This window comes from Streptantibioticus parmotrematis (assembly GCF_019890615.1).
Taxonomy (GTDB): domain Bacteria; phylum Actinomycetota; class Actinomycetes; order Streptomycetales; family Streptomycetaceae; genus Streptantibioticus_D; species Streptantibioticus_D parmotrematis.
Genome location: NZ_JAINVZ010000004.1, coordinates 116,297 through 141,184, shown reverse-complemented (window position 1 = coordinate 141,184; position 24,888 = coordinate 116,297). Strand labels below are relative to the sequence as shown.

General features: G+C 68.9%; 22 protein-coding genes. 4 read left to right on the top strand and 18 right to left on the bottom strand.

Annotation, left to right across the window (positions count from 1 at the left end; genetic code table 11):
- Positions 1 to 37: 37 nt before the first annotated feature.
- The 10 genes from aspS to K7472_RS33175 all read right to left on the bottom strand — a co-directional run bounded on the left by aspS (position 38) and on the right by K7472_RS33175 (position 11,645).
- A complete protein-coding gene (aspS, locus tag K7472_RS07920; protein WP_222975503.1) occupies positions 38 to 1,315 on the bottom strand; it encodes an aspartate--tRNA(Asn) ligase in 1,278 nt (425 codons plus the stop codon).
- A gap of 1,260 nt (positions 1,316 to 2,575) precedes the next feature.
- A complete protein-coding gene (locus tag K7472_RS07915; protein ID WP_222976096.1) occupies positions 2,576 to 2,956 on the bottom strand; it encodes a 6-pyruvoyl trahydropterin synthase family protein in 381 nt (126 codons plus the stop codon).
- Positions 2,957 to 3,002: 46 nt separating this feature from the next.
- Positions 3,003 to 5,672: an AAA family ATPase gene (locus tag K7472_RS07910; protein WP_308013803.1), complete on the bottom strand. Its 2,670-nt coding sequence runs from the start codon at positions 5,670 to 5,672 to the stop codon at positions 3,003 to 3,005.
- Between the two features lie 250 nt (positions 5,673 to 5,922).
- Positions 5,923 to 6,252, bottom strand: coding sequence for a hypothetical protein (locus tag K7472_RS07905; RefSeq protein ID WP_222975499.1), 330 nt, complete (start codon positions 6,250 to 6,252; stop codon positions 5,923 to 5,925).
- Between the two features lie 101 nt (positions 6,253 to 6,353).
- Positions 6,354 to 6,575, bottom strand: coding sequence for a hypothetical protein (locus tag K7472_RS07900; RefSeq protein ID WP_222975497.1), 222 nt, complete (start codon positions 6,573 to 6,575; stop codon positions 6,354 to 6,356).
- Positions 6,575 to 7,624, bottom strand: a complete 1,050-nt coding sequence (locus K7472_RS07895; protein ID WP_222975495.1) for a major capsid protein — start codon at positions 7,622 to 7,624, stop codon at positions 6,575 to 6,577. The genes K7472_RS07900 and K7472_RS07895 overlap by 1 nt, the downstream gene beginning before the upstream one ends.
- Positions 7,625 to 7,639: 15 nt before the next feature.
- Entirely contained in the window at positions 7,640 to 8,056 is a 417-nt protein-coding gene (locus K7472_RS07890) for a head decoration protein (RefSeq protein WP_222975493.1), read from the bottom strand.
- A gap of 117 nt (positions 8,057 to 8,173) precedes the next feature.
- On the bottom strand, positions 8,174 to 8,854 hold the full coding sequence (locus K7472_RS07885; RefSeq protein WP_222975491.1) for an ATP synthase subunit B family protein: 681 nt from the start codon (positions 8,852 to 8,854) through the stop codon (positions 8,174 to 8,176).
- A 40-nt stretch (positions 8,855 to 8,894) separates the two neighbouring features.
- Positions 8,895 to 10,655, bottom strand: a complete 1,761-nt coding sequence (locus K7472_RS07880; RefSeq protein ID WP_222975489.1) for a phage portal protein — start codon at positions 10,653 to 10,655, stop codon at positions 8,895 to 8,897.
- 378 nt (positions 10,656 to 11,033) lie between these two features.
- A complete protein-coding gene (locus K7472_RS33175) occupies positions 11,034 to 11,645 on the bottom strand; it encodes a TetR/AcrR family transcriptional regulator (protein WP_222975487.1) in 612 nt (203 codons plus the stop codon).
- A gap of 62 nt (positions 11,646 to 11,707) precedes the next feature.
- On the opposite strand from K7472_RS33175, the gene K7472_RS07870 reads away from it, so the two are divergent.
- Both K7472_RS07870 and K7472_RS07865 read left to right on the top strand, forming a co-directional pair.
- Positions 11,708 to 13,075, top strand: coding sequence for a flavin monoamine oxidase family protein (locus K7472_RS07870; RefSeq protein ID WP_222975485.1), 1,368 nt, complete (start codon positions 11,708 to 11,710; stop codon positions 13,073 to 13,075).
- Between the two features lie 35 nt (positions 13,076 to 13,110).
- Complete coding sequence (locus tag K7472_RS07865; RefSeq protein ID WP_222975483.1) at positions 13,111 to 14,841, top strand: aldehyde dehydrogenase family protein; 1,731 nt, start codon at positions 13,111 to 13,113, stop codon at positions 14,839 to 14,841.
- A gap of 295 nt (positions 14,842 to 15,136) precedes the next feature.
- Here K7472_RS07865 and K7472_RS07860 read toward each other — a convergent pair whose 3' ends face one another.
- The 7 genes from K7472_RS07860 to K7472_RS07830 form a co-directional block, all read right to left on the bottom strand.
- Entirely contained in the window at positions 15,137 to 16,630 is a 1,494-nt protein-coding gene (locus K7472_RS07860; protein WP_222975481.1) for a terminase large subunit domain-containing protein, read from the bottom strand.
- Positions 16,627 to 17,034, bottom strand: coding sequence for a hypothetical protein (locus K7472_RS07855; RefSeq protein ID WP_222975479.1), 408 nt, complete (start codon positions 17,032 to 17,034; stop codon positions 16,627 to 16,629). Before K7472_RS07855 ends, K7472_RS07860 begins: the two co-directional genes overlap by 4 nt.
- A gap of 151 nt (positions 17,035 to 17,185) precedes the next feature.
- Complete coding sequence (locus K7472_RS07850) at positions 17,186 to 18,088, bottom strand: ParB/Srx family N-terminal domain-containing protein (RefSeq protein WP_222975477.1); 903 nt, start codon at positions 18,086 to 18,088, stop codon at positions 17,186 to 17,188.
- 2 nt (positions 18,089 to 18,090) lie between these two features.
- A complete protein-coding gene (locus K7472_RS07845; RefSeq protein ID WP_222975475.1) occupies positions 18,091 to 19,428 on the bottom strand; it encodes a putative antirestriction adenine methyltransferase in 1,338 nt (445 codons plus the stop codon).
- Positions 19,429 to 19,565: 137 nt separating this feature from the next.
- Positions 19,566 to 19,976, bottom strand: a complete 411-nt coding sequence (locus K7472_RS07840; RefSeq protein ID WP_222975473.1) for a DUF488 family protein — start codon at positions 19,974 to 19,976, stop codon at positions 19,566 to 19,568.
- Positions 19,977 to 20,198: 222 nt separating this feature from the next.
- On the bottom strand, positions 20,199 to 21,359 hold the full coding sequence (locus K7472_RS07835; RefSeq protein ID WP_222975471.1) for a ParB/RepB/Spo0J family partition protein: 1,161 nt from the start codon (positions 21,357 to 21,359) through the stop codon (positions 20,199 to 20,201).
- Between the two features lie 415 nt (positions 21,360 to 21,774).
- A complete protein-coding gene (locus K7472_RS07830) occupies positions 21,775 to 21,945 on the bottom strand; it encodes a hypothetical protein (RefSeq protein ID WP_222975469.1) in 171 nt (56 codons plus the stop codon).
- Between the two features lie 233 nt (positions 21,946 to 22,178).
- Between K7472_RS07830 and K7472_RS07825 the strand changes: the two genes are divergently transcribed.
- The gene (locus tag K7472_RS07825) at positions 22,179 to 22,739 is read left to right on the top strand and encodes a hypothetical protein (protein ID WP_222975467.1); all 561 of its coding nucleotides are present in this window, start codon (positions 22,179 to 22,181) and stop codon (positions 22,737 to 22,739) included.
- Positions 22,736 to 23,500, top strand: a complete 765-nt coding sequence (locus K7472_RS07820; RefSeq protein WP_222975465.1) for a hypothetical protein — start codon at positions 22,736 to 22,738, stop codon at positions 23,498 to 23,500. Before K7472_RS07825 ends, K7472_RS07820 begins: the two co-directional genes overlap by 4 nt.
- Here the strand turns inward: K7472_RS07820 and K7472_RS07815 are convergent.
- Entirely contained in the window at positions 23,497 to 24,462 is a 966-nt protein-coding gene (locus tag K7472_RS07815) for a recombinase family protein (RefSeq protein WP_222975464.1), read from the bottom strand. The two genes, K7472_RS07820 and K7472_RS07815, sit on opposite strands and share 4 nt — an antisense overlap.
- Positions 24,463 to 24,888 lie beyond the last annotated feature (426 nt).

The window sequence follows — 24,888 nt, the reverse complement described above, 5'->3', positions numbered from 1 at the left end:
GGCGGTCAGCCGCCCGGACAACGGCGTTGTCGGCGTGTCAGGGAGTGAGCCGATGGAGGTCGCGAGGGAAGAGCGTGGTGCGGCGGATGTTGTCCACCCCGGTGAGGCGGGCGGTCCAGCGTTCCAGGCCAAGCGCGAAGCCGCCGTGCGGCGGCATCCCGTGCGCGAAGGCCGACAGGTAGCTCTCGTACGGGGCCGTGGACTCTCCGCGTGCGTCAAGCGCGGCCACGTAGTCCTCGTACCGATGCAGCCGCTGCCCACCGGTGACCAGCTCCAACCCGCGGAAGAGCAGGTCGAAGCTGTTCGAGTACCTCGGGCGACCGGGTTCCGGCCGGGTGTAGAACGGGCGCTTGGTCATCGGGTAGCCGGTCACGAACAGGAACTCACTGCCGTGCTCGCGCAGCGCCCATTCACTCAGGTACCGCTCGTGCGCCGGGGCGAGGTCAGGCTCGTCCGTACCCAGCATGGCCATGGCGTCCGCAAAATGGATGTGAGGGATCTCCGCCGGCACCTCCGGCAGCTTCACCCCCAGGAGTTGGACAGCCTCACCTGCGCGGGAAGCGACCTGCTCGACCATACCGGCGACGGCCTCACGCACCACCGCCATCACGTCGCGGTGGTCGGCGATGAAGCCCATCTCGGCGTCGAGGCTGGTGTACTGAGCCAAGTGCCGGGCGGTGTCGTGGGGTTCGGCTCGAAAGACCGGGCCGGTCTCGTAGACCCGCTCGAAGACTCCGACCATCGCCTGCTTGAAGAACTGCGGCGACTGAGCGAGATACGCCTGGCGTCCGAACCAGTCGAGAGCGAAGACGTTCGCCCCGGACTCGGTGGCCGAGGAGACCACCTTCGGAGTGTGGATCTCGGTGAAGGACAGCGCGTCGAGGGTCGCGCGGAAGCCGGCGACGGAAGCGGCTGAGATCTGGTGCGGCGCGCGCAGCCGCGGGTGCCGCAGCGTGACCGGCGCGTGGTCCAGGATCGTCGGCAGGACCGCGGGCACGGTTGGCCGGTACAGGTCGAACGGCGGGGTCTCAGCCAGGCTCGACAGCGGCTCGATCTCGGGAGAGGTCAGCTCGACTCCGCCCGGAGCCTGAGCGTTGGCCGTCACGGTGCCGCGCACACGCAGCACGGTCTCCTCAGGGAAGTCCCCGCCCGGCTCGGCCAGGACGATCTGGGCCAGTCCAGAGCGGTCACGAAGGATCAAGAAGGTGACCGATTTCAGTTCGCGGCGGCGGTGCAGCCAACCGGAGATCTCAAGGGTCTCACCGACGTGGTCTGGCAGCTCAGCCGCCAGCACGCGGGTCGTAGGGTGGATCATCGCGGCCCTCCAAGGGCGTCGTGGTGATCCCTTGGGGGTGCGGGCGAGAAGGGCAACTCGCTGTGCCACCGCACCTTCGCCACCGCGACTAGGCGACGGCCTCGTTCAGGCCCGATGACGGGGGCTGGCCGGCGGGGCATTGGACCATCCCTGGTCGTTCCTCCCCGCGCTCAGGAGGGTCTTCACCACGGGACGCGAGACTGCCTTCACAGCTTCCGGCAGCTCTCTCTGCTCACGTGAGCCCGCGACTACTCGTCTCCATCAACGCGTTACGTGCCAGAGTAAGGGCTGCCGTAGCCCTATGCCAACGACATCCCGATCATCAGATGTCGGGCTGCGGGGTATCGACCGCGCTCGTGCGCCCGACCACCGCGGTCAGAAGCCCGGACCGTGACGCTCGCCGGTTGGTCCCTGTGCGCCCTCGAACGGCACCGGATGATCGGGGCGGCTGTCCCATGAGCGGGCCGCCGGGCAGGGCGCACAGGCCAACACTGAGCCCCAGGCGTCCTCTGGATGCGGAACATACGCTCCGTGTAGTCGTTGAGAGCGCCAAGCACCAAATGGCAATGGCCGCCGCGCCTTAGCTGCCCCCATCCTTGTTTCTCCGCGCTGGCGCCCGCTCTGGCCGATCTGTTGGCGGGTAGAGGGTGCATGGTCGTGATCACGAGGGCGTTGGGCGCTTCGACCAAAGCGTTCCCACGCCAACGTCGACTCTGCGTCCATTCTGCGTGAGCCTGTGGGCGCGAACAGTGGTCGCGTTCAGCCTTGTTCGTAGGACGAAGCTGACCTACGTTCTACTTCAAGGTCTTACTCCCGGATGAACGTCTCACATACGTCGAACCCGTCAACCTCACACCTGGAGCGTGCCTGCGACTCAGAACTTTCCACGGGTATGCGCTTTGACCACAAAGCAGCGATCCGGAAATCGTTGCAAGTGAGATCAAGAATCAACCACGCTGATGGTCCGCGCCGACTTCCCGGCGCGCGAGGCGCTCATCTTCTCCGTTCGGCGCGCAGGAGGACCAATCCTAGTCGATATCGCGAAGTGTCACGAATTTTCTGTCTTCAAGCACGCCTGGCCAGCCCATGAATCGACGCCTCATCTATGAGGCACCGCCCCGAACCTGACCGTCGAGGTTCAGGGCGCCGCCATAAACCAGTCAATATAGCTTCTAGGGCTACGAAGTGCACCCATCCATTATCGCCACTCGCGTCGGCCAGGTTTTGTCCGATCAAGGTGCATCCCAAGAGCGGACACGTTCAGAAGGGTCCAGTTCCCCGATAAATGGCCCACGTCTTAGGCGTCTCAGAGATCCAGACCGCTACGAGGTCTGGGTACTCTTCAGCCCATTGGCTGTAGATCCACAGTGCGAGGAGCTCCGCCGAGGGGGAGAACGCGACGATGTCATTCAGGTGACGATGGTCGAGGGTTTCGTCAACCCATTTCTTAAACGTATCGAGTTCCCCGTAGTCACGGACGAACCCGGCCTCCGACAGAGCGTCCGGTGCTGCGGACAGTTCCATGACCACGATGTAGTTGTGGCCGTGCGGGCGGGCGCATTGATGCCACGCGGGGAGCTTGTCCAGCAGGTGGCTGGCGGAGAAGTGGAATTCCTTGGTGATGGTGAGGGCGCCCGCCATGCCGGGCTTTAGATCGGCGAGCGGCCTTCTGTTCTCGTGGGGCACGTTACTCACCCTCCTGTTCGCCGAGCATGATGGCCCGGTTGAGCGGGATTTCTTCGAGGAAGCTGCGGCGTAGGGCTGGGTCGTCGATGCTGTCGGCTTTGCCGGTCACCTTCAGGCGGGCTCGCCGGATGAGCTCGCGCGCCTCGGCCCTGCTGCCGTCAGCATGCAGGGCGCGCGCGGCGTGATACAGCACTTCCTCGCTGCGGAGGGCGGGCATGTCGCCGGTCTGGTCCAACAGCGCGACTGAGTCACGTGCGTAGCGCGCGGCGGCCGGTATGTCGCCCTGCGCCGCGCGGACCTGGCCGGACAGGCACAGGCCGGCGATCTCGCTGCGCACCATGCCGGTCCGGCGTGTCTCCCGTACGGTGTCGGATGCCAACCGGTGTGCCCTCTCCAGGGACCGTACATCGCCGTCTGCCGTATCGAGGAGCACTTGCGCGGCGAGGTTCCGGACGATCGGGACGAGGTTGATCAGCCAGGTGGCTTCCGTTTCCTGCCACGCTTCTTCGATCAAGGTGAGGCATTCCCCCCGTCGCCGTTGATCGGAAGCGAGGAGCTGAGCCAGGAGGGCTGTGTTGTAAGCGTGCCAGCCGCTCTCACCACCGCGGGCGGCCTCGACCCTTCGAGCCTCCCGCAAGACCGCCTCAGCCTCGCTGAACTGTCCGATGCCCGCCTGCACCTGGGCCAAGTAGTTCAGCGCGATGGGTAGTTCAGCGTTGAGCGCCTCGTCTCTCAACCGGGCGGTGCAGCGCAGGAGACGGGTGAGGGCGTCGCCGATCTGACCGTGGTCGAAGAGGGTGATGCCCAGTTGCATCTCGTTCAGGTTACGGGCGTGCTGAAGAACGGGGTCGCCAGCGCCACCGAGCCGGGGCTCCGAAGCATACAGTTCCTCGGCCTCCCGTAGCTGCTCCAGTCCATGAGACAGGTTCCGCTTGGACGCCTGACGGCCGAACTCGACCTTCGCGACGAACAAAGCAACCGGGTCGTCTTGGCGACGGGCGATCTCGACCGCTTCCCGAAGCTTGTCCAGGCCGGGCACGAGCCCGCGCGTGGCCATGAGGGTCTTCCCCCGCAAGAGCGTGGTACGGGCAACGAGCCCGGGGGCCGCGCAGCGCGCGGCGGCTTCCTCCGCTTCCGCGGCAAGGGTGTCGATGCGCGGTCCGCCGCCGGACTCCGACTCACCCCGCCACCTGACCTCCGTCAGCGACAGGAGCAGCTCGATGCCCTCGGCAAGCTGGCAGTCACGTCCCGGTTCTCCGGCGGGCAGGGCGCGCGCCGCGTGGATGGCCTTCTCACAGTGCCGCTCCGCCTCGGCGAAGGACAGGCCGTCGATCGCGGCGGACCGGGCCAGGGCATAGTGGGCTGCGGCCGAGTCCGCCAGGCACTCGGGCCCGCCCAGGTCAAGATGCCGGGCGATCTCCAGCCGACGCTCCAGCGGCGAGCGCGCGGTGCTGCATGTCGCGGCCAGCGCCCGCGCGGTGCGGGCATGACGCGAGCGGCGCTGCTGATCACTCTGCCGCCGGTACAGCACCTCCCAAAGAGCACGGTGCTGGAACTGGTAGCAGTCCGCGGCGTCGTACATCGCCCATGTCGGAGGATCGGCCTTGGCGATCATCTTGTGCGGGCCCGCGAGACGCCGCAGGCGTTCCATGACGTCCTCGTGGGGCAGGTCCAGGACCGCGGCCACCGTGCTGGACAGGAACGTGGTGCCTTGCGTCGCGGCGGTGCACAGCAGGTTCTGGTCCTGGTCGGACAGCCGCAGCAGACGGTCCTCGACCACCCGAGACAGGTTCTCCGGCAGAGTGATGCGATCGCCATGGTCCGGCTGCCACTCATCCAGGCACAGCTGCACGAAGATCGGGTGCCCGGCAGTGAGCCGACTCAGGCTCGCGGACAGCGAGTCCGGGGCCGCCGGGCACCGGCCCCGGACGAGTTCGGCGACCGCGTCGTCCGGAAGACCGCCCAGCGCGTGCGCGCGGATCAGCCCCTCGCCCTCCCACCGCCGCAACAGCTGAGCCGCGGTTTCGGACGCGAGATCCGGCGCCTCGCCGACAGCGTGGCTCAGGACGACGGACATCGGTGAACCCGGCAGCTCCCTCAGCAGCCGGTCGAGAACGAGCAGGCTGCTCGGATCGATGTTCTGCACGTCGTCGATTGCGACGACCACCGGCGCCCCGGAGCCGGCCAGGTCCAGCAGCGCCTCAACGATCTGGGCCGCGACTCCTTGCTGGAAGGGCAACAGCGAATCAAACGGCATCGACCCGGACTCCAAGGCCGCCTTTGTCGCCTCACTTCCGACGGTCAGCACCGTGCCGAGCCCAGGCACCAGCGACGACAACAGCTCCGGCAGCGAGCGCGCCGCGCTTCGCCCGGCACCGGCGAAGAAGCGCCTCACCCGCCCGGACCGCTGTGCCTGCGCATCCAGTTTCATCAAGATGTCGATGACCGGGCCGTACAACAAGCCAGGGCCGATGCCGGGCTGGCAGTGTGTCGTGACAACCCGACAGACCGGTTCTGTGCCCTGTGGGTTGGATACACGTCGGCAGAACTCACCGAGAAGGGAGGTCTTTCCCATGCCCGAGACACCCTCGACAAGCAGTCCTCCGCCGTTCCCCTCCATGAGAGCCAGTACCAGGGACCGAAGCTCTTCCATGGAGTCGACACGGTCCACAAAGACACTCTGCACAGCCATCCCCGCCTGTTCGGCTAGCTTCGAGCTAACTGGGTCACAAGCGTCCTCCATCACTCGGAACGCGCGAACAGCCACATTAGAACACCGGCAGTTACGGTGCGAACACGGCATCCCTTACCGCAGAAGGCCGTTGGCGCTCCGAGACCTGTCGACTATGAGGGGAATCGGCGGGGCGCCCCGCATCCGGCGATCCGATCCGCCCACTGCCGCATGGGCCCAGCGGAGACCGTCAACGGTAGCCACGGGTCGGCAGCATCCAGGTCGTCATCAGGTCGTCGCCATCTGCGTCGTCGTCAGCAGAGTCGTCAGGCGAGGGCCCTTGTTGCACGGCTTGAATCTGTCGTTCGATGCCGTGCAGGTTCTCCTGGAGGTCCATGGTCACCACGCCGTCGACGGTGACCCGCAGCGGGTCACTGAGGAGCTTCGCGCGACGCTCGCCCAGGACCTCCAGTGCCACGGCCCGGACCGAGCCGAGCCGGAAGAAGCGCCGTTCCAAGTCGGCGTCATCGCTGCCGTCGCCGAGTTGCGCCCGCAGCCAGGACCTCTGGAACTCATCCACGCCCGTTCTCCCTTTCACTCGCGCGCGGCCCAGTACCAGGACTCCTCCTGGTACCGGGCCGCGTTGACCGGTCACTCAGACGAGGCCGAGGACCGTGAGCGTCATGCTGGCGGCTTCTTCTCGCCCGTCGGTGCCTCCTGCTCCACGACGACGTCCACTTCCTCCTCTACCATGACCCCGACCACCTCAGGCGGGGTGTCCCACGCCTCCCGGTTGGTGATCAGCACCGCGATCTGCGGTGGCGGCTCGTCGCCGGGGGTGAGCACGAGGTCTTCGTGGGTGTCCGGGTCCTGCACGTACACGGCGGCGATCAGGTGCGGCATCACAGCACCTTGGCCACGATGTGGGCGTCCGGCGTGTGCAGCACGGGCATCCCGACCGCGGCGCCCTTGGTCCAGATCTGCACCGGGTCGTCCTGGACACCTCGGGTGATGATGATCCCTGGCGCGTCCTCCCGCACGATCTGCGGGTTCGACCCGCGGGAGAGCACAAGGCCCTCAGCGGTCACGCCGAACATCGTCTGGCCCCACTTCTCCCGGTTCGGCGGCAGCAGGCACCACAGGTTTTCCGGCAGTACCTTGCGGGCCGTGCCGTCCACCCGTACCTGGGCCTTGTAGAAGGTGACCGGCGGCAGGTCGTAGTTTCCACGCACCACGTTGATCTGCTGCGGGGTGAGCGAGGCGGTCGGCGTGGTCGAGGGGTTCACCGACCCGTAGTACGCCGCGCGGTATGCGATGTTCGCCGCCAGGTAGGAGAACGCCTTGCGGGAGGTGATCACCATCTCCGGCTCCGGCGCCCCGACAACGTCCAGGTGCTGGATCCACCGCAGTTCGTCGGTGATCGGGTCGGAGGTGGGATCGGACCACGGCACCCGGGCGACCGGCATGTTTACCGCAGGGACGCTCCAGTCGACCTCCAGCGTCAGCCCGTTCTCCTGGAGCAGGCTGAACTTGCCGGTGGCGAGCACGTTGCCGGCGGCCAGCTCCAGACGGGAGCGGATCGCCTCGACGTGCCGCTCGACGTCGTCGTACAGCAACTCGATCAGCCGGTCCTGGTCCGCGCCGCGCGAGGCCTCCAGCAGGATCTGCTCCTGCTCGCCGACGACGAGCTTCTGCCCGAGCGGAGGCAGCGCGCCCTCGCGGGCGGTCTGCCACGCCTCGCGGGTGGCGAACGGCACGGAGGCGTCGAAGGCCCGGTACTTGGCCACGTTGACGTAGCGGCCGGAGTCCCGCACGCGCCACTTGACCTCGTTGATCTCCAGCGTGGGGAAGATCGTCTGGGTGAGCAGGAAGTCCGCGGGGGATGGGATGGCGCGGGCGAACGTCGTCAGGTCAGCGACCTGGACGTCCGTCAGCAGGTCTTGAATCGTCACAGATCAGCCCGCCGCTCACACGAACCGGATCTGCGCACCGCGCGGGTGCCACGACAACTGCGACAGGTCGATGCCACCGGGGACCTTCGACGCCTTGACCGCACCGTGCCACAGCAGCGCCGCCGGGATACGGGTCTGGCCCGGCGCGAAGGGCACCTCGGTGAACACGAACCCGCGCAGTACCTGCCGGCCGCACACGGCCTCGGGGTCGTAGGGGCCGTACAGCTTGGACTCGGCGACCTTGCCGACCGGGATGCCGGAGAACACCCGTCCGTACGGGTCGCAGGCGTCGCCGCACTGGTAGTGCACGCCGTCGGTGAACAGGTTCAGGTCGAGCGTGATCGTGTCGGTCGAGTCCGTGCCGTGCAGCGACGCCAGCCACTCGCGGTTGGCGGTCAGGTGCTCGGTGGTGGTGACGGGCTGAATGGACATGCTCTGTGTCTCCATGGACGGGTAGCGGTTGGCTTCCGCGCACCACCCGCCGGGGCGGTGCCGTCCACGAGATCGAAGGGCGTGGTCCCCAACACCAGTTCGCGCAGGACTGGTTGACTACGTGACGGGAACGAGGCCGCGTCGGCGGGCCATCTCCAGCCCCGCCGCCCCCGGCCGCTGGGCCGGAGCCGTACGCGTCGGGGCACGCCCCGCCGGAGCGCCACCGGGTGCCGCCGTCACCGGGGTGCGTGTCTGGCCGAACAGCTCCGGGCGGCGCGACCGCAGCGCCTCGGCCGCGGCCGCGACCTGCGCCTCGTCCGCGTCGTCGTCGGTGGCCAGCAGCCGCTCGGCGTCGGCGAGATCTTCACCCGCGGCGCCGAGCGACACCAACACCGCTCGCCGCAGTGCGGCGCGTTCCCGTTCCGCTGCGATCTGCTCGCGCCGGGCCGCCTTCACCTCGCGCTCAGCGATGGCTTGTTCGCGCCGCTCAACCTCCGACAGGGCCGACCGTTCCGCCTCGCGCTGCGCCGTGACGAACTCGACCAGCTCCTTGGAGGAGTCGAAGCCCAGCGTGCCCAGCAACCGGCGTATCGCCGCGCGCTCGCCCTGCGCCTTCTCCCGGGTGAGCAGTTTGCCCAGCCGGTCCTGCGTCACGGTGATCTGCTGCGGTTCGCTGGTGCCTTCGTCGTCGAGCTGCTCGTTCGACTCGTCTTCCGGTGACGCCCCGCAGATCGGGTAGACGGGCCGTCCATCGCGGCGGTACCCGACAGGGCTGTGGGACGGCAGGGGCCGGACCATACGACTCCTTCTGGTGCGCGCCCCCGCGCCGTCGCTCAGTCTAACCACCGGCTCCGACAAGTCGATCACGTCCGCCAGCGGGCAGCTTCGCCCGATCCGCCCTCTCGCCCGCGCTGCCACCATCGCCGTCCTCGGCCTGCTCACTGCCGTCGCCGCCATCGGGTCCGCCGCGAGTCGCTGCCGCCCCGGGCGCGCGAGCCGCTTCCTGACCGGCCTGCTCGCGGATGCGGGCGACTTCCTGCGCCACGTCATCGATCGGGTATCCGACCTCGACCAGCATCCGTATCGCGGTCTCCAGGGAGATCAGCTCAGCCCCGTACGCCTGGACCACTTCCTCAAGCACCGCCGCCCGGTCGGTCGGGGTGTGCGGTGCCCACCGGACACCGGCGGGCAGCGAATCCCCCGCCGGCCAGCCGGGCGCCCGCCCGGCCTGGTACAGCCGCTGGACGAACTTCAACAAGAGGCGGTACTTGAACGCCCGCGCCAGCCTCATCGAGGCCACCAGCGCGTCGAGCGGCCCGAGGGCCAGCTGCAACGCGTACCCGGAGGGCACCTCCGTGGCGTCGAGGGTGCCCAGCCCAGCCGGGGTGATCCGCGAGTTCGACGCGATCCGGTCCAGCAGGTGCTCGACGCGGGCCCGCAGCTCCGCCAGCTGAGGCGAGGTGTCGAGCGCGTCCATCCGGCCGCTGTCCCCGAGCTGCCAGACCGCGCCCGCCTGTACGGTCAGCTGCTCGGGGCGGCCCGTGGCCCGGTCAACCGGCAGCCGGGCACCCGCGAGCCCGATGATCGGCGTACCCGTCGTCGCCGAGGCCGCCGACGCGTCCGAGTCGGTGGCCGCAAGCTCATCCAGGGCTTGGAGCACTCTGGCCAGCGCCGACCGGCCCCAGTGCTCGTTCCCTTCGGGAATCGAATTCGTGATGTGCACTACCGGGATGAAATCGATCATCAGGTCCAGCCGGTTCAGCTCCGTGCCGTCCGAACGCACGCGGAACGTCGCCTTGTTCAACGGCAGCTGGTCCAAAGTCTGCCCGCGATTGATGTCTTCCAGCAGCCACTCGGCGTCCGTCAGGAAGCAGGTCGTCGGCGAATACCGCCCGGGCTCCCACGGGTACTGACGCCCTTGGCCAGCTTCGCCGCCGGCGATCGGTCCCAGCTCGTACGTCACCCGCCGCACCCGCGCCTTGAGCCCGGCGCCCGGATCTTCCGGCAGCTCCCAGGCCAGGTGCACGCGCGTGGGAAAGTCCTCGTCCTCGTCGTCATCCCACTGCGGGAAGTAGAAGCCCGGGTCGTAGGTCCGGCACCTCGGCCGCTGCTTCGCCGGATCCCAGGCCAGCACGTAAACCCCGTCGCCCAGCAGGACCGCGTTACGCTCAACTTGCTGCATCCGCAGCGGCAGCAGCTCCTTCTCCGCCCACAGCCGCAGCAGCTTCTGCATCGCCGCCGCATCACCCGAGCCGATCGGAGGAGCCTGCCCGTCAGCGTGCTCGGCCCCGTCCACGGTGATCTGCTGCTCCGAGCCCAGCAGGTAGCCCAGCGCCGTGTCCACCAGCTTCGCCGCGTCGCCCAACTCGCGGCGCTCCGCCGCCGCGGCGTCGCCCGATGCCGCGGTGATCTGACCCACCTGGTTGTTGTCATAGGCCGTGAGGATCTTGTACGCGGCCAGGCGGCGCAAATCCCGCGGCGGCAACCACGATGACGCCAGCTCCGGGAACGCCTGGTTCCCCGGCTGTTCAGCGTTCGCCATCAAGGGCTTGTAGTTCAGCCACGACCACGCGTCGATGACGAGCTGGCGCAGGCCCATCGGGATGTCCTCCCAAGATCGGCCCCGCGCCGGCTCCAGCCTAACCGCGCGCGCTCAGTGCCCGCGCTTCGCCAGCTGGCAACCGCTGTGTGCACACGGCCGCAAGGGCTCAGCGCGGGACGACGTTCGGGCCGACCCGCTGGCTTGCCCTACCTCGCCTTACGTGGTCTTCGACGTCCTCGCCGACGCCGATACCCATGTGCGCGACCGCCGCACCGGCCTCAACGCCTTGCCGTGCGACGTCGCGTAGCCACTGCAGCCGATCCTCGCCACCGACGCGCGCGACATCGCCGTCGGCTGGATTGACTCGCTGACCTCGAAGGCATCTTGAAACCAGAGTTCGCCGCTGGCCGTTTGACCATTCAGTCGACGCCCTGGTCAGGAGCCGGGTCGCGACTCGGTGTTGATCACCAGCCCGCCGACGAGGTCGTGCATGAGGCTCGCTGCCTGGTGGCGGCCGTGTTCGTGGTTCTCGGTCTCGGCGATCGCCAGTGACAATTCGGTGAGGGCGCCGTAGAACGCCCTGGCGATCAGTTCGGCCGGGCGGGGCTGGATGACGGCGGTGTCGAGGAGTGCCTGGACCGCGTCGAGGACGAGTCCGCCGAGGTGGAGGTGGTCCAGCTCGCGCCATCGCTGCCAGCCCAAGGCAAGAGGTCCTTGGAGGAGGACAACGTGCCGGTAGGCGTCGTCGGAGCAGACGTCGAGGAACGCTTCGATGCCACGGTTGGCGCGTTCGAGGGGGTCTGCGGCGGAGTCGATCGCGGTCCGGATGCGGTGAGCGGCTTGGTTTTCAAGGTCTTCAAACACAGCTTCGAATAGTCCGCGTTTGCCGTCGAAGTGGTGGTAGAGCGCGCCGCGGGTCAGGCCGGCGGCCCGGGCCAGCTCTTCGGCTGTGATGTCCGCGTACTCGCGCTCGATGAACAGGTGTGTCCCGGTTTCGAGCAGGGCCCGGCGCGTGTTCTCCACGTACTTCTCGCGCAGCGATTCCATACGACAGGGTTATCACATACGCTAAGAATCCCAGATACGTCATGTATGGAAGGTGGCCGAAGATGGACAGGTCGGTGGACGTGGTGGTTGTCGGAGCTGGGGTGGCGGGCCTGGTGGCCGCGCGTGACCTGGTCCGCGGCGGGGCTGATGTGCTGGTCCTGGAGGCCCGGGACCGGGTTGGAGGTCGGCTGCTGAACGCAGAACTGCCCGGCGGGGTGCCGATCGAGGTGGGCGGGCAATGGGTCGGGCCTGGCCAGGACCGGGCGCTGGGACTGATCGAGGCGCTGGGCCTGCGCACCTATCCCACCTACGGCGAGGGGCGGCACATCGCCGAGATCGGGTCGTCACGCTCGCGCTACACGGGGCGGATCCCCCGGGTGAACCCGCTCGTGCTGGCTGACATTGGGCAGGCGCAGTACCGTCTGGACCGGCTCGCCCGCCGAGTCGCGGCTGCCGGTCCATGGCAGGCTCACGACGCCGAGAAGCTGGACGCCCAGACGTTCGACACCTGGCTCCGCAAGACGGCGCGTACCACGGCGGGCCGTGCCTTCTTCCGGCTGGTGACCGAGGCGGTGTTCTCCGCCGAGCCGGAGGACATGTCCGCACTGTGGGCAGCCTTCTACGTGGGCGCCGCAGGCGGTCTCGACCCGCTGATCAACACCGAGGGCGGAGCCCAGCAGGACCGCGTGGTCGGGGGGACGCAGCGCATCGCACTCGCCTTGGCGCAGGAACTGGGGGACCGTGTCGCCCTCGAGGCGCCGGTCGCCGACGTTGACTGGGAGGCTTCGGGGGTCCGCGTCGTCACCCGCCGAGGCCTGACGGTGCGCGCCCGCCGGGCCGTGATCGCCGTGCCGCCCCCGCTCACCGCGCGGATCCGCTTCACCCCGGGCCTTCCCGGTGACCGCGATCACCTCGTTCAGCGGATGCCCATGGGCCGGGTCATCAAGGTCAACGTCGCCTACGACGAGCCGTTCTGGCGTCACGAGGGCCTGAGCGGTCAGGCGAACAGCACCCACCGCGCATTGGGTACCGTCTTCGACAACACCCCGTTCGGAGGCTCGCCCGCTGTGCTCGTCGGCTTCCTCGAAGGCCGGCACGCCGACGTCGCCGCGCGCCTGGACACGGGCGCGCGGCGCGAGCTGGTGATCGACGACCTTGTCGGCTACTTCGGCCCGAGAGCCCGCAATCCCATCGCTTATATCGAACGAGACTGGGCCGACGAGGAGTACAGCCGAGGTTGTTACGGGGCGTTCACCGCGCCCAGCACTTTGACCCGCTTCGGCTGCGCCCTGCGTACCCCCGTCGGTCCCGTGCACTGGGCGGGCACCGAGACCGCGACCAAGTGGGCCGGCTACATCGACGGGGCCGCCGAGTCCGGGCACCGCGTCGCGCACGAAATCCTCCCCGCGGTCCTCCCCGCGCTGGCCTGACACTCGAACTCGACCCGCCGGTGAGGAGACCCCTTATGACGACCACCCCGGCCACCCGCCACCCCGACCCCGGCCCCGGCCTCGACGCCCTCGTAACGCGGCTCACCCGAGGCGAACGCGGCTGGGCCCGCACCACCATCTCCGAGCGATGCGACCTGCTGCGCGCGGTGTGTGCCGCCGCCGGCGACATCGCCGACCGGTGGGTGGCCACCGCCGCCCGAATCAAGCAACTGGACGACTCCTCACCGCTGGTCGGCGAGGAGTGGCTGAGCGGCCCGTACGCCCTGATCACCTACTGCCAGGCGCTCCAGGCAACCCTGCGACGCCTGGAGACAGGCGCCGACGTCCTGGCCGGCACCCGCATCACCGCAGCCCCAGGCGGCCGCCTCGCCGTCCAGGTCCTTCCGCACGACCGATACGACAAGCTACTCCTGGGCGGCTTCCACGCCGAGGTCTGGACGACCCCCGGTATCACCGAGCCGCAGCTGCGGGCCGCGGCGGGTCTGGGGCAGCGCACGCCCGGGCAGACAGGCGGCGTGGCCCTGGTCCTGGGAGCGGGGAACATCTTCTCCATCCCCCCACTCGACGTGCTGTACCAGCTCTACGCCGCCAACCGCACCGCCGTCCTCAAGCTGAACCCCACCAGCGACCCTCTGGCCGATATCTACCGCACCGTCTTCAAACCGCTCGCCGACCGGGACCTGGTCGAGATCGTCACCGGCGGACCCGAGACCGGACAAGCACTCGCCCACCATCGCAGCATCCGCGCCGTCCACATGACCGGCAGCGAAGCCACCCACGACGCCATCGTCTGGGGAACCGGCCACCAGGCAATCGCCGCCAAATCGACGGGCAAGCCGACGCTGGACAAGCCGATGACCAGCGAACTCGGCGGCGTCTCCCCGATCATCGTCCTGCCCGGGCCGTGGACCGCAGCCGACCTGCGTTACCAGGCCGAGCACATCGCCACCATGCGGCTGCACAACAGCGGCTGCAACTGCATCGCCGGCCAGATCCTCATCCTCAGCTCCGACTGGGACCAAAGGGACGCCTTCCTGACCGCCGTACGCCAGGCCCTGAAAGCCGCACCCGCCCGCCCCGCCTGGTACCCCGGCTGCACTGCCCGCGTCAACGCGGCGTGCACCCTCCACCCGACCGCCGAGAAGCCCGGCGGCACCCCCGAGCGCACCCTCTTCGCCGGTCTCGACCTCACCGACCCGAACGAAACCGCCTTCACCACCGAGTACTTCGGCCCCGTCCTCGGCGTCGCCGAACTCCCCGGCACCGGCACCGCATTCCTCGACGCCGCCGTCACCGCCGCCAACCGGCGTCTGCGAGGAACCCTCGGCGCCAACCTCATCGCCCACCCCAAGACCCTCCAGGAACTCGGTGACCGGCTACGCGCAGCGATCGCCGACCTGCACTACGGCACCATCGCCATCAACGCCTGGACCGGCGTCGGCTACGCCACCCCCCGCGCCACCTGGGGCGCCTTCCCCGGACACACCCTCAACGACGTGCAAAGCGGAATCGGCATCGTCCATAACGCCCTCCTGCTCGACCACACCGAACGCACCGTCGTCACCGGCCCCTTCCGCCCGGCCCCGCGATCGCTGATGCACGGGACGACCTCCATCTCCCCGAAGCCACCGTGGTTCGTCGGAAACACCACCGCCGCCCGCACCGGCCAACTCCTCACCCGCTTCGCCGCACAACCACGCTGGAGGGCGCTGCCCGCCCTTATCACCTGTGCCCTGCGCGGCTGACACCCCGGCTCAGCGCAGGGCCACATCCCCCGCTTCTCCGCCGCCATCGAATCTTCGCACCGAACGAGCCGACGTCTCCCGAAACCAGGCCATCCCTCCCCGCCCGCGCCCGCGTCGAGCACGTCTTCGCCCCCCATAAGGAAGCTGGAAGATCCTTTGCGACTTCCACCTCAAGAGCGGCGGCGTCCACCACGCGATGTTCCGGCACGCCCGCCGCGCGACCACGCCCACACCGGCTGACGCACAACGACTGACCAGCACACGGGCACGCCGAAGATCAATTACGGGACACCCGCTAGCGACGGCCACGGAGTCTTTGGTCGTCTCCTGCCCGCGGAGGTGGCATCGTCGGATCCAGAAATAGGTCCCACAGCGCCCATACCGCCGAGTCAAGCTGGTCCGGCGAGTCCTCCGTCTCGCCCAGCCCGACGAACGTCGTCATCTGTGCCTCCAGTTCGGCGAACACCCGCGGCGGGCCGACGTGCGCGATGCGCGCCTGCTCGTACAGCTGCGCGGTCGGGGCGGCGCGTGCGCGCTTCCCGCGAGTCGCGTGAACGATTCTCCAGTTGACGGTCGGGTCCACCTGTTCCAGGAGGGCGGGCAGGTAGTCGCCGCCGTTGTTGGCCTCGATGACCACGCAGTCGGCCTGGTGCTCGTGGTAGAGCGCGGCGGCGCGCTTCATCGCCTGGGTCGGGGTGTAGCGGTCCTGTTCGCAGTGGAGCAGGTAGCCGCGTGGGCGGTCGTCGCCGAACATCGTCTCGACCGGCCAGCCGCGGCCCGCGACGGTGAAGGCCGTCATGTCCGCGTTCTCGTGCGACTTGGTCGCCGGGTCGACGGAGACCACGACGCGTTGGAGGTCCGGCAGGTGCTCGCGCCGGGGCCGGAAGCCCTCGACCTCCAGCATCCAGCCCTTCCACAGCGCGCCCTCGACGTCTTCCAGGAGTTCACCGGACAGCTCCTGGCGGCCGAGGCGGGTGCCGGCGTACTCCTCCTCCAGTTCCTCCCGGGCAGCGGGGCTGAGGTTGGCGTCGTTCTCGCGCATGTGCCCGCGGGTGAGCACGACCCGCGGTGGCGGCCCGCCCTCGCGGTACCGCTGCTCCTGTGCCTGTCCGCGCTCGACGAGCTTCTTGACGTGCGGCAGTGGCTTGGGCGTCGTGGAGATGACGACCTGCGGGGCCTCCGCCTCGCGCAGGCAGAACCACAGCATGTCGTAGACCTCTTGCGCGGTGTGCCGAGACCAGGCCGCGTACTCGTCCAGCCACGCCTTGTCGAAAGCCCAGCCACGCAAATTGTCCGGCGCCTCCGCGCCGAACCCGCGGATCACCGTGCCGTTCGTCAGCTCCAGCACCGTCGCGCCCAGGCTGGAGTTGTACTTCGCCACCTCCTCGGGCGGAAACACCGACAGCAGGCCGGACTTCGGGGACTCGAAGCAGATGTCGCGCACCAGCGTGGCGTTCTTGGCGATCACCGCGAGCTGCAACCCCGGTGCGCGCGCCCACTCGCGCACCTCCTCCGCCGCCGTCCGCGACTTGCCCCAGCCGCGGCCCGTCAGCAGCAGCCACACCGTCCACAGCCACGTGGGCGGGCGCTGCGAGGAACGGGCGTGCCGGTGCAGCCACCCCTGGTGCGGCAGCCCGTCGCAGTCCGGCCGGTCGCACAACCACCGGCGCGCCGAGATCTCGTCGGCACGCGCCAGGGCGGCGACCTCGGCCTTCATCTGCTCCAGGCTCATCATCGCCGGATCAGGCAGGTCCTCGATCATCTGGCGCTTCGCCCAGCCCCGGCTCACCGCTCCTCCGCCAGCCGCCGCTCCAGCTCACGCCGCAACTGGTCCATCCTGGCGTGCCGTTCCTCGTCGGTCAGCGCCGCCACGTCTCCACCAGGCGCGGTCTGCGCCCCCGCCGCGGTGACTGGCTCCTCACCGACAGCCCGGCGTTCGACTTCCGCCGCGACCTGGAAGAAGCGCAGAAGCTCGGACGGGGACAGCTCCCGGGCATCCAGCGACTGGAGGCGCGCGACAGCCTTGCCCAGGAACGCCTGAGCCAGCTTCGCGTGCCTGCGGGCGATGTCGCGGCGCGCCTGGTGCTGCTCGGCGAGGAACAGCCGGTCCTGTTCGCGGTCGTACGCGGTCGCCCGCATCACCCACGCGTACTGGCGCGACCAACGCCCCAGCAGCGTTCGCGATTTGTCCACCTGCTGTGCGACCTTCGTGACGCTGCGGGCGGGTCCGAGATCCCGGTACGCGGCGAATGCCTCGAATGCCTGGGACGACTCACCGTTTTGCCGCTCCCACGGCTCCACAGGGCTCTCAGCCACCGCTCACCTCCTGGCCGACGACGGCCGTCTAGTGCCCCCGCGCGGCCAGGATGTCCAGCGCCCGCCACGGCTCCGCCCGCGGCACGCTGCCGTCCTCGACCAGACGGTCGATCACGGCCCGCACGACGGCAGCGGTCTCCACCGGTATCTCGCGTACGCCGAACACGCTCTCCAGCGGTGCCGTGCCACCGCGGTGCGCTTCTGCGGTCGCCGGGTCGTACCAGCCGTCCGCCAGCTCACCCAGGTGCCGCTCGAACACGGTGAGGATCACGCCGAGCGCGGTCGCGGAGTTGCCGATCGTGTAGGCGGCCCGGGAGGTCTCCAGAGCGTCGAGCATCGGCTCGTACTGCTCCAGGCCCGCGATCCACCGCTGGTCCGCCGCCGCGGTGGACCGCGCGGCGTCGAACGCCGCTTCGGCGCGCTCCAGCTCGGCGGGCAGGAACATGAACTGCACGCTGGCGAAGTCGAGGTTCGCCTCGCCCAGGGAGCTGACGTCGACCTTCTCCAGCAGGTCGAGGGCCTTGTCGTCCAGGCCGGTGTACTGCCGCCACTCCACCGACTCCAGCTCGTCGTACAGCTCCTTGAGGATCGCCGGATCGTCCTGTCCCGCGATGGCGTTGTGGGACAGCTGGAGTGCGATCTGCCGCTGCCGGGCCAGCGGCTGGTCGATCTGCATCCACCAGATCTCCGTCAGGCCGGCTTCGATCGCGGCGAGCGTGCGGTGGTTGCCGGACAGTACGACGAGCCGTCCGCTTTCGGTGTCGTTCCATACCAGCGGAGTCGAGGTCAGGCACCCGTCACGCCGGACGTTGGCGACCAGCTGCCGGAACTGCTCGTGCGGCAGGAACCGCGCGTTGACGTCCAGCAGGGTCAGCGTGCGGGGGTCGCCCTGCACCATCCGCGGCGGGGCGAGCTGTGTCGAGTCCTCCATGGTCAGGCTCCCGTCTGCCTCGTTGTCGGAGCGCCCCACCGCTTCGCCCACGTCTCCAGGGCCCCGGCCAGCGTGTGCTGGCCCATGGCCCCCTGGTACTGGAGCTGGTATTTCCAGCCGTCCTCGTTCGACGGGCCGCGCTTGGTCAGCTTGAGCAGCCCGCGGTACTTCATCGACACCGCGTTGTTGCTGAACGCCGTCGTGGACACCGCCCGGACGCGGCGGGAGAACGCCCGCTGGCACAGCAACCGGGCCTCCGAGCTGGTGGCCGCCAGCACGATCAGCTTCGACAAGCGCGGGTAGTCGGTCGGCGCGACCGCGAAGTCGGACAGCAGGTACGCCTCGTCCGGCGTGTAGCTGGACGGCGCCATCGCGAAGACCCCGAGGACCTTGCCCGTGCCGTCCTTGACCGCGACCGCGAGGTTCGCGGAGCCCGGCGCGATGCGCGGGTTGAGGTACCGGGAGCGCAGCGCGTTGAACTGGCCCGGCTTCAACAAGGCCAGCGACAGCGGGCCGACCAGCTCGTCGCCGCGGCCGAGCCGCGGGGCGGTGACCGGCTCGATGGGCTGGCGCGGCGCGACGATCCGGGTGGGGGCTTGCGAGGCGTAGACGTAGAACGGGGCCGCCCTCGGGGTGGGCTTGATGACACCGCGCAGGTGCTGGCGCAGTTCCGGCACGTCGTGGTTGGAGGCCGTCAGCCAGTAGGGACGGTCGGTGATCGCGCCGAGAACGTCGACCACGTCGGCGTCCGACAGCGGCTCGTACTCGGGGGCGTCCCAGGTGAAGTGGATGTTCAGCGGCTCGTACAGCTTCTCGTAGCCGCCGCCGTAGAACGGGGGGAACGAGCACACCGGGGCGTCGCCGGGCACGGTCTGGAGCCAGGTGCGCACGTCTTCCACGGTGTAGGAGGCGAGCGCCACGTCGGAGGCCGACAGCCGCTCGACGGTCTCGGCGTGCTTGACGGCCCACTGCTCGCGGTAGGAGCGCACCACCCTCTCGTGCCACAGCCCGTCGCGGCCGACGCTGGCCAGGAAGCGGGTGCCGAGCATCAGCGCGGCGACCGTGCCTACGTCGTCGTCCAACGAGTCAGCCAGCCAGCCGAGTTGGTTCATGCTCTCCTCGCGCAGACGGATGCCGGCCGGCTGGCCGGTGAGCCAGCGGCCGATGGCGGTGGTGTAGATGGACACGTCCGAGGAGTGGAGGGCGAAGCCCATGCCGATCAGGCTGCGCTCGATGGTGAAGTTCCCGCAGCACGGGACGTAGACCTGTCCACGCGGCCAACTCCCGGCGGTCTCCCGGACGATGGCGCGCATCGGTCCGGGGATGGTGCCCTGGAACACGCTCTTCCTCCACGTCGTGACGGCGGCGTCCGGCCGGACACCAGGTACCTGGCCGGACGCCATCCAGGGGCGCACCCCAAAAGGACGTTACATCTTGCAAGAATGCAACCTATCTTGTGAGTGCGCCTCACGGCCCGTCACATCAACGTGCCCTGCTCGTACTGGTCGGCCATCGGCCCCAGTTCCCGCACGGTGTCGCCGGTGACGTCTCGCCACCAGGCGGCGAAGATCCTGCGGTGACACCACAGGTTCGGGTCGGCCAGGTCCTCGAAGCACAGCAGTACCAACCGGTGCTCCTGCTCGGCCTCGGCGATCCGGCTCAACCGCTCGGCGATCCGCGCCGGCCCGACGCGCTCGAGGTCGGCCCGGTAGGCGGTCGTGAAGAGCGGCTGCGGGTGGGAAAGGTATTCCCGTCGCGGTGCCAGCTCCCGAACCGAGTGGGTGAGCCGATAGGGGAGCTTGAATCGCGGCGCGCCGACGGTAATGCGCACCGGCACCCCTTGCTCCGTCCGGTACTCCTGATACCGGTTGGTGAACAGCGTGATCAAATCCGATTTCCTTTCCGCACGCGAGATACCTCGCGGAACACGGCGCTGCCGCGACCGGCCGCGCCGCACGCCCGCCAACCCGGCGGGCGAGTCCTCGACCAGGGCGACAGCGGGGCCACAGACCGCAAGAGCGCGGCCGGGTTGCCCCGGCCGCGCCGTCCGCGTCCTTCTCGCTGTTCCCGGTCGGCGGTGGGGGCGCGGTGCCGCGCCCCCACCGCTCGCTCACTTGGCCGCGGCCGTCGCCTCGCTCTTCGCGACGGCCGCGGGCTCGGCCGCCTTCGTCGCGGCCCGCTTCTGGGCAGGCACCTTGACGGGCGCGCTCGTGGACTTCGCCGCCGCACGGGCCCGGCTGGCCGGGGCCTCCTTGGCCTGCGGCTTGGGTGCTGCCTTGCGCGCCACCGGCACCGGCTTCGGCGCGGGATTCTTCGCAGCGGGCTCGGGGGTCGCCTTCTTCTGGGCCTTGGCCTCCTGCTGGACCTCGAGCGCCTTGCGGTTGAAGTCGGCGGACATCGCCCGCTGGATGCCCTGCGCCTTGCTGAGCAGGTTGCGCACCATCTGCACCTGGCTGTAGATCCTGCCGACCACGCGTACGTGGCGCTCCAGGTCGTCGCCGAGGATGACCGCCAGGTCCTCCGGCTTCTTCTCCGCCAGGTCTTCCAGCAGCGGCAGCAGGATCTCCTCCGCCTTGCCGAGCCCATCCTTCGCCTTGGCCTTGGCCTTCTTGCGCTTCTCCTGCTCCTCGGCGTCCGGCGCCTTCTCATTCGTGAGGCTGGTCTGAGCCTCCATCATCTTCAAGCCGTTGGCGAAGTGCTGGGCCTCGGCCTCGGAGTCGAAGTCGCCGCGCAGGTAGCGGGTGGCGGCCACCATCTGGTTGGCCGGGTTCAGCTGGGCGACGTGCCAGGCGAGGTTGGGCTTGATCTGGCCCTTGTCGACCATCTCGGCGACCTCGGGACGCAGGGTGAGCAGGCCGAGGCGCCACTTGATGTGGGTCTCGGTCTTGCCGAACTGCTTGGCGATCTTCTCCGGTGTCCAGCCGGCGGCGGCGAGGTCGGCGTACGCGCCGGCCTCCTCCATGATGGTCATGTCCTCGCGGCCGACGTTCTCCGCGATGCCGAGGACGTACGCCTTCTCATCGTCGGCGCCCTTGATGACGTGCGCCGGGACCGTGGTGATGCCCGCGGCCTTGCACGCCCTCCAGCGCCGCTCGCCCGCGATCAGCTGGTACGGAGTCTCCCCGCCTTCGACCGGCCGGACGACGACCGGCTGGAGGAGGCCGTTCTCCTTGATGCTGCCGATCAGCTCCTTGTGCTTGGCCTCATCGAAGAACTTGCGGGGCTGGTCGGGGTTGGGGGTGATCTGGTCGATAGCGAGGTCTGCGAACATTTTCCCGCGCCTTTCCGGATTATGAAAGCCTGGCCTTTTTGGCTTTCCCTTTTTCCTTACACTTATATCTTAATCGCAAATACCGCGAATTCAAGTTCAGATCCCTTTTTGAATTCAGTAATTTCGCTTGAATTCCGCGAGCCTGGCGCGCCCGCACGGGCTCTGAGGGTCGCCGGGCGTGACTGCCGGGCCCGCAATGCGAGCGAGCCCGCCACGGCTGACGCCGGGACGGGCTCTGCTCCATCACGCACCCCATCGGCCGCCCGCGGGGAGTCAGGGACGGTGCCGCCCTCGCGACACCTGCCGGATGCGGGAATCCTGCGGCTGCTGTACCCGACCGGCACGAGAAAACGTACATGACTGGTTCAAGATTGTCACCTACTTCATCCCGCCCGCTGTAGGTCCTGACCGGATGTCAACGCCTGCCGTCGCGCTGCCCCTTGTCCGCCGCCTTCGGGGGCAATAACGCCTGGCACTCCACGAGCTTGCGCGCCTCCCCGCGCGCCGCCTCGTCCACCCCGCCCCGAAGGACACGCGGCGGCTCCTTCGCCAGTGCGGCGATCCGCCGCTCGTCGATCTCGGACATGCACTACCTCCCGTGACCGGCAAGCGTGCCGCCACCGCCCGCCCTCTCCGTGACTCCCACCGCGTCCGCCGCAAGCGTGCGCCTCGGCGCGCCGCCACCCCGCGCGACGGACGCCCGAGGAAACTGTCCGATAGACCTTATAACCCCTCCGACCTGCGGGGTAGTGTGGAATCCGGGTCAGCGAGCACCGGCCGACGGGCCGGTTGTTACTGGTCCGTACGTTTGGCGAGCATATGACAACCGCGAAGAGGATGGATGTGACAGACACCCGCGAGCGGCGCGACCCGCTGAGCCTGAGTGCGAAGCTGGCCGCCCTGCTGCGCCTGAACCGCGATCAGGACGGGTTCATCCCCAGCGCACGGGAGGTGGCGGAAGCGACCGCTTCGCCAGGCCGGCGCAAACTCTCGCATGGCCAGGTCAACGGCCTGATGAACGGCACCAGTAGCAACCCCACGATGTCTACTGTCGCCGCCCTCTCCGGGGCCCTCGACGCCCCGGCGGCCTTCCTGCTCCCAGGGCCGGAGTGGGACGACCTGACGGCGCTCACCGTCTATCAGGAGCGCCCTGAAGCCCGGGAGGTCCTGCGCCTGATGCAGGACCTCCCGGAGCCGGACATTCTCGACACCATCACGCAGCTCAGGGAGCTTCGCCGTCGCGCCGGACTACCCCAGGACGTCCCCGCGATCCCCCCACCTCCACCCGGCGTTGACCAGCCCCGCGACGGGCGCCCGCGTCGGCATCTGAGCCTTGACGAAGCCGCTGAGAGGGCAGCGGATGACCTGGAAGGACGTTGAACCTCTTGACCGGCCTGATCTTCGGGACGTGTGCCCTGCTCACGGCGCTCAGCACCGCGATATGCCTGCGGTTCGCGCACCGGCACCGGCCGCAGTTCCGCCTCGCCCGCAGGGCCCGGATCGCCGCCTCCGCCACCTGCTGCGTCGCCTCACTCCTGGCGATACCCCAGATCGCCGACGCCATCGACAACGCCGCCGGATGTAACGAGACAGCCTGCCACCTGTCCGACCTGAGCGCGGTGGTCTTCTTCGCCAGTCTCCAGATCATGATCGTGGACTGGACACGCACACGGCCCTACGTCCGCACCGCAGTCGCCGTACGCCTCCTGCTCGCGGCGGTCGTCATCGGCCTGCTGGTCCTTGAGTTCCACCGCGCCGACACCACCAACGTGGACCTGACATCGGAGTACGCCCACAACGGCGCGGTGACGCACTACCTGGTGACCTACCTGGCCTACTCCGCCATCGCCGGGCTGGAGATCAGCGTCTACTCCCTCCGCCTCGCACTCGCCGCCCGGCGGCAGCGGCGGGCTGCCGCGACCGGACTGACCATCGCCGGGGCCGGAGGCGTGATCGCCGTCGCCTACGCCCTCAGCCGCTGTGGGTACCTGATCGCCGCTCAGGTCGGCCACGCCTGGCCGCTGCGCCTACAGGACGCACTCAGCCCCGCCCTGGCGGGACTTGCCATCGGATGCGTCGCCATCGGCCTCGCCGTGGCCACCATCGGGTACAACGCCGGGCCGAAGCCTGAGAACGGCTAGCCCCGTCCTTTCGCGCCTGTACCCCACGTTCGCCAGCGCAGGCCCACCCGGTCCGCGTCCACCCTGCGCGAGCCCTTGGACGCGGCCGGGTACAACGCCACCTGTTCCAGCATCAGTGCCAGCATGCCGCGCTTGGCCGACATCGGAGCGTGCGTCCACCACCGCACCAGATCCGGAACATCGGCGACCGGCACGTGCTTGGCCTGGTCGAGGAACCGCGCCTTCGTCCGGGCCTCGCGAGCCTGTTGCTTCAGCTCCTTGTCGGCGGCCCGGAACGCCTGCACCGACATGTCCGGCGAGCGCGCGTAGCTCTGTCCCAGCCGCACCTGGCGACGCCGGAGGCTGTCCGCAAGCTTGCGCAACTCGGCCGCCTCGGCCAGCAGTTCATCGCGTGCCTGCCCCAGCAGCGCCGCCACCTCGGGCTTCGCAGTCTCGGCCAGCACGTGCTCGGCCACGTACACCTCGAACGGCTCTGCCTTGATCCGCACCCGGCCGCAACCGCCCGGGTGCTGCGCGCTGCTGGGGGCACACCGGTAGCCGCGGCTTCCGCTGGTAGTGGTAGGAGAGGCGGACAGGGGGCAGCCGCACAATCCGCACACGCCTAGCCAACTCTGGATCAGGTACTCACCCGCCGGGACCGGCTCACCCTTCGTCTGGCGCATCGCACGGATGGCCAGGAAGTCCTCCGGCGGGATGAGCGCCGGCCCGCCGGACTCGACCAGCTCACCGTTCTCGCCCTCTTCCAGCCCGGCGATGGCCGGATGGTTCATCATGGTGGCAAGAGGGCCGGGCTTCCACAGACCTCCGAGCGTCGTGCGGTATCCCTCGGCATTCGCCCACTCGGTGATCGGCTCCCACGCCTGTGGGGCGAGACGCCGGGACGCGACGCTTCGAACCCCCACCGCCTCCGCTTCACACACCTTGCGGTGCGCGGCGTCCTCAAAGCCGAACAGTCGTGGCATCTCGCCTCGCCTCCATCGCCGACCCCCTGCCGACACGTACTAATTTACCTCAGATAGGTCACAATCTTGGAAAAAGTGTGAACATTTCAGCTGTGAACACACGGCCCGTGCTTCATCACCCAGCCACCCTGCCCCCAGCCACTTCCCGGACGCCAAGGACTCGCCACAGTTCCGCCGTCGGAACACGCATCGTGCTCCCCAGGGGCAGAACCCGTACCGGGAAGCTCCCCGACCGGATCAGCTCGTACGCCTTGTCCCGCCCGATTCCCAGCGCGCGCCCAGCCGTTGTCACGTTCACAGTCGCCGGAAGAGCCAGCAGCTCCTCCAACCCCATGGCGCCAGCCGAACCCTGTCCGTCAGGTGCCTGAGCAGTCATGCCGTTGTCGCAATCTCCCCCGCGCCAACTATCAACGGACTTTACAGCAG